The organism is Pseudomonas agronomica, assembly GCF_025917275.1.
Lineage (GTDB): Bacteria > Pseudomonadota > Gammaproteobacteria > Pseudomonadales > Pseudomonadaceae > Aquipseudomonas > Aquipseudomonas agronomica.
This window is the reverse complement of sequence record NZ_JAOSHO010000413.1, coordinates 1-4,579: the sequence shown is the minus strand read 5'-3', so window position 1 is coordinate 4,579 and position 4,579 is coordinate 1. Positions and strand designations below refer to the sequence as shown.

4 protein-coding genes are annotated in these 4,579 nt (G+C 60.0%); all 4 read right to left on the bottom strand.

The window, feature by feature from the left end; translation table 11 throughout:
- Window positions 1-90: 90 nt before the first annotated feature.
- On the bottom strand, window positions 91-1,437 hold the full coding sequence (locus OC610_RS21735; RefSeq protein ID WP_198797692.1) for a carbohydrate porin: 1,347 nt from the start codon (window positions 1,435-1,437) through the stop codon (window positions 91-93).
- 196 nt (window positions 1,438-1,633) lie between these two features.
- Window positions 1,634-2,794 (bottom strand): ABC transporter ATP-binding protein, encoded by a 1,161-nt coding sequence (locus OC610_RS21730; protein ID WP_181289332.1) that lies wholly within the window; start codon window positions 2,792-2,794, stop codon window positions 1,634-1,636.
- Window positions 2,795-2,796: 2 nt separating this feature from the next.
- Window positions 2,797-3,642, bottom strand: a complete 846-nt coding sequence (locus tag OC610_RS21725; RefSeq protein WP_030139359.1) for a carbohydrate ABC transporter permease — start codon at window positions 3,640-3,642, stop codon at window positions 2,797-2,799.
- Entirely contained in the window at window positions 3,635-4,543 is a 909-nt protein-coding gene (locus OC610_RS21720) for a carbohydrate ABC transporter permease (protein WP_030139360.1), read from the bottom strand. The genes OC610_RS21725 and OC610_RS21720 overlap by 8 nt, the downstream gene beginning before the upstream one ends.
- Window positions 4,544-4,579: the final 36 nt, after the last annotated feature.

Here is a 4,579-nt window from a genome sequence, read left to right as displayed (position 1 = left end):
GATTCAGTGCCAGCCATCTCACAAAAAAAAGCGGACAGCCTTGGCCGTCCGCAAATATGCGCACATAGAGAGGAGCTTATCGCAACAGCGTTAGAACACCGACTGAATTTTCAGACCGGCCACCAAGGCGTTGTCGACCTCGTCAACACCGCCCGGGTGGGTGATGTATTGCAGGTTCGGACGCACGGTCAGCCAGTTGGTCACGTGCACGCCGTAGTTGAGCTCGTAGTTGTACTCAGTGCTACGCAGTGGCGCGAACAGTGGATCGTTGTAGTCGGTGACACCGTTGGCGATGTTGGTCAGGTCGGCGTTTTTCTTCACGTCTTCGTTGACATGGATACGGGAGAAACCGATTCCGATGTCATCCTTCGGACGTGCGTCGAACGGCCCTTTGTACACGAACATCAACGACTGGTAGTTGTCGACGACGTTGGTGTCCTTGTCGTGGAAGGTCGCGTTGGCCGCGATGTTCAGGCCGCGGGAAGCGTCGCCGTTGTGAGTGGTGAGTTGCTGTTGCGCCACGAACCAGTAGCCGTGCTTGCTGTCATGGCTGCGGTAGGCGTTGCCGGTGGTGGCGGCATCATTGCCGTCTTCGTCCTCACGGACGTCGTTGGCGTCAGCCGTGCTCTTGTAGTAACCGACGCGGTATTCGCCCGGCAGGTTGTTGACCTTCGGCGACCAGACCAGTTCGACAGGAATGACGGTACCTTTGGTGCCGCTGCCGCTGAGCTTGAAGCCGTTGCCGTGTTCCAGCTGCGATGGGTTCTGGTTGTACGCACCGATTTGCGCGTAGAACTCAGGCGTGATGTTGTACTTCACGCGGATCGCGGCCTGGCTGACTGGCCAGTTGTACCAGATGCCGGTTGCCCAGTTACCCACCTGGGAGCCGCAGAACGCCAGGTTCTGGAACTCGCAAGGGAAGGTGTTGAAGTCTTCGCCTTCACCGAAGTAACCGGCCTTGACGTCCAGCTTGCCATCGAGGAACTGGTGCTTGATCCACAACTGGGTCAAACGAACCATGTGGCCACGGCCGTAGACTTCCTGGGAAGAACTCAAGGTACCCGCGCGTGGATCGCCGACACGGTCGTTGGAGATGTTTTGACCGTTACGGTTGGTCAGCTGGATCTTGGCCTGGGTGTTATCCCAGCCCCACAGCTTTTCCAGGTCCAGCGCCACGCCCAGACCGAACTGGTCGGCGTAACGTGCAGTCTTGTCGTTGTTGTAGCCACCGTGCAGGTTGCCGCCCACCTCGCCGACGTAGTCGGCCTTGATGTCGATACCCTGCTCGATCAGTTTGGTTCGTTCACCGCCCCAGTCGCCCGTCATCCACTGCGAATCGGCGCTGAACGCGTCGGCAGCATGAGCGCTACCGGCCAGCATCATCGCCGCAACGGCTGACAACTGGCAGATAAGCTGGGCATTGTTCTTCTTCTTCATCCCTACATCCTCGTCTTTATTGTTATTAACTGTTTTTATCTAACGCGGTTTACAACGATTGCGATGGATGGTCCCCCACTCACCGCATACTCCTTTTTCTGTGGGAGCGAGCTTGCTCGCGATGGCGGTACATCAGTTGCGGCTGAAGTGAATGACACACCGCTATCGCGAGCAAGCTCGCTCCCACATATGTTCGTCATCGGCCCTTGAACTGCGCCACATTGGCAGGCCGGTCTTCAGCCTGCGGCTGCGCCGCCACGCCCAGGCGTTCGCCGGACTTGGCGTCGAACAGCAACACTTTCGCGGGATCGAATTGCAACGTCAGGGTCTCCCCCGGCTGCGGCGCCACGTCCGGCGCCAGTCGGCAGCAGACCTTGGTGTCGTTGAGATTGACGAACACCAGGGTGTCCGGACCGGTAGGTTCGGTGACCTGGACTTCGGCGCGAATGGTCGGCAAACCGTTCGGCTCGTTGCCGGCCAGGACGATCTGCTCCGGGCGCAGGCCAAGGATCACTTCACGATCTTCCAGCCCGGCGTCCTGCATGCCCAGCGGCAACTCGCAACGGGCCTGGCCGCTGTCGAGCAAGGCCAGCAGGCGACCGTCCTTGCGTTGCAGGCGCAGCGGGATGAAGTTCATCGGCGGCGAACCAATGAAGCTCGCGACGAACAGGTTGGCCGGGTTGTTGTAGATGTCCTTCGGCGTGCCGAACTGCTGGATGATCCCGTCCTTCATCACCGCCACTTTGTCGCCCAGGGTCATCGCTTCGATCTGGTCGTGGGTCACGTAGACCGTGGTGGTCTTCAGGCGCTGGTGCATCAGTTTCATTTCGGTGCGCATCTCGACCCGCAGCTTGGCGTCGAGGTTGGACAGCGGCTCGTCGAACAGGTAGATCTTCGGCCGCCGCGCCAGCGCCCGGCCCATCGCAACACGCTGCTGCTGGCCACCGGAGAGCTGGCCGGGCTTGCGGTTGAGCAGGTGTTCGATCTGCAGCAACTTGGCAACCCGCGCCACTTCTTCGTTGATGTCCGACTGTTTCATCTTGCGAATTTTCAGGCCGAACTCGATGTTCTCGCGCACGCTCATGGTCGGGTACAGCGCGTAGGACTGGAACACCATGGCGATGTCGCGATCCTTCGGGCTCATGCCGCTGACGTCCTGGTCGCCGATCATGATCGCGCCGCCGGTGATGGTCTCGAGGCCGGCGATGCAGTTCATCAGGGTCGACTTGCCGCAACCCGAAGGGCCGACCAGGATCAGGAATTCGCCTTCCTTGATCGACAACTGGATGTCTTTCAAGGTGTCGGGCAGGCCCGCGCCGTAGGTCTTGTTTACATTGCGAAGTTCAAGCGTAGCCATGATTACCCCTTGACCGCGCCAGCCGTAAGGCCGCGCACGAAATACTTGCCTGCGATCACATAGACCAGCAGGGTCGGCAGCCCGGCGATCATCGCCGCCGCCATGTCCACGTTATATTCCTTGGCCCCGGTGCTGGTGTTGACCAGATTGTTCAGCGCCACCGTGATGGGCTGGGAGTCACCGCTGGAGAACACCACGCCGAACAGGAAGTCGTTCCAGATCTGGGTGAACTGCCAGATCAGGCAGACCATGATGATCGGCGTCGACATCGGCAGGATGATGCGGCGGAAGATCGTGAAGAACCCGGCACCGTCCAGGCGCGCAGCCTTCACCAGCGCATCGGGGATGCTCACGTAGTAGTTGCGGAAGAACAGCGTGGTGAACGCCAGCCCGTAGACGACGTGGACAAACACCAGGCCGGTGGTGGTGCTGGCCAGGCCCATCTTGCCGAGGGTGAACGAGGCCGGCAGCAGCACGGTCTGGAACGGCAGGAAGCAACCGAACAGCAGCAGGCCGAAGAACAACTGCGACCCACGGAAGCGCCACATCGACAACACATAACCGTTCAACGCGCCGATGGCGGTGGAAATCAGCACGGCCGGTACGGTGATCTTGATCGAGTTCCAGAAATAGCCGTTGACCGTGGCCCAGGCCTTGACCCAGCCGATGCCGCTGACCACGGTCGGCCAGCTCAGCAGGTTACCGGTGCTGATGTCTTCCGGCGTCTTGAAGCTGGTCAACAGCATGACCACCAGCGGCACCAGGTAAAGCAGTACCGCGAGAATCAGCACCGCGTAGATCGCGATGCGGCTCAGGCTGATGGAAGGTTTCGCAGCGAGACTAGTCATGACGCTTGGCCCTCAGCTCGGAATACAGGTAAGGCACGATGATCGCGAGGATCGCACCGAGCATCAGGATTGCACTGGCCGAGCCCATGCCCATCTGGCCGCGACTGAAGGTGAAGGAGTACATGAACATGGCCGGCAGGTCGGAGGAATAACCCGGGCCACCGGCGGTCATGGCCGCCACCAGGTCGAAGCTCTTGATCGCAATGTGCGCCAGAATCATCACGGCACTGAAGAACACCGGCCGCAAGCTCGGCAGCACCACTTTCCAGTAGATGCGCGGCATGCTCGCGCCATCGATCTGCGCAGCGCGGATGATCGACTGGTCCACGCCACGCAGGCCGGCCAGGAACATCGCCATGATGAAACCCGAGGCCTGCCATACGGCAGCGATCACCAGGCAATACACCACGCGGTCAGGATCGATCAGCCAATCCAGGCGGAAGCCTTCCCAACCCCAGTCACGCAACAATTTGTCCAGGCCCATGCCCGGGTTGAGCAGCCATTTCCAGGCGGTACCAGTGACGATCATCGAGAGCGCCATCGGGTACAGGTAAATGGTGCGGATGAAACCTTCACGACGAATACGCTGGTCGAGGAACACCGCCAGCAGCACCCCGATCACCAGGGTAATGCCGATGAACATGCCACCGAACACCGCGAGGTTCTTGCTGGCTACCCACCAGCGGTCGTTGTCCCACAGCCGTGCGTATTGCGCCAAGCCCGCCCATTTGTAGGTGGGCAGGAAAGTCGACGTCGTGAACGACAGGACGAACGTCCACAGGATGTAGCCATAGAAGCCCACCAGGACGATGAACATGCTCGGCGCCAGCACCAGTTTTGGTAGCCAGCGCTGCAATGCATCGAACGGCGAGGCCTTGCTGAACACAGCAACAGAACTCATGGGGAAATCCAAACCAAGGTTACAAGAGCCTCCCTC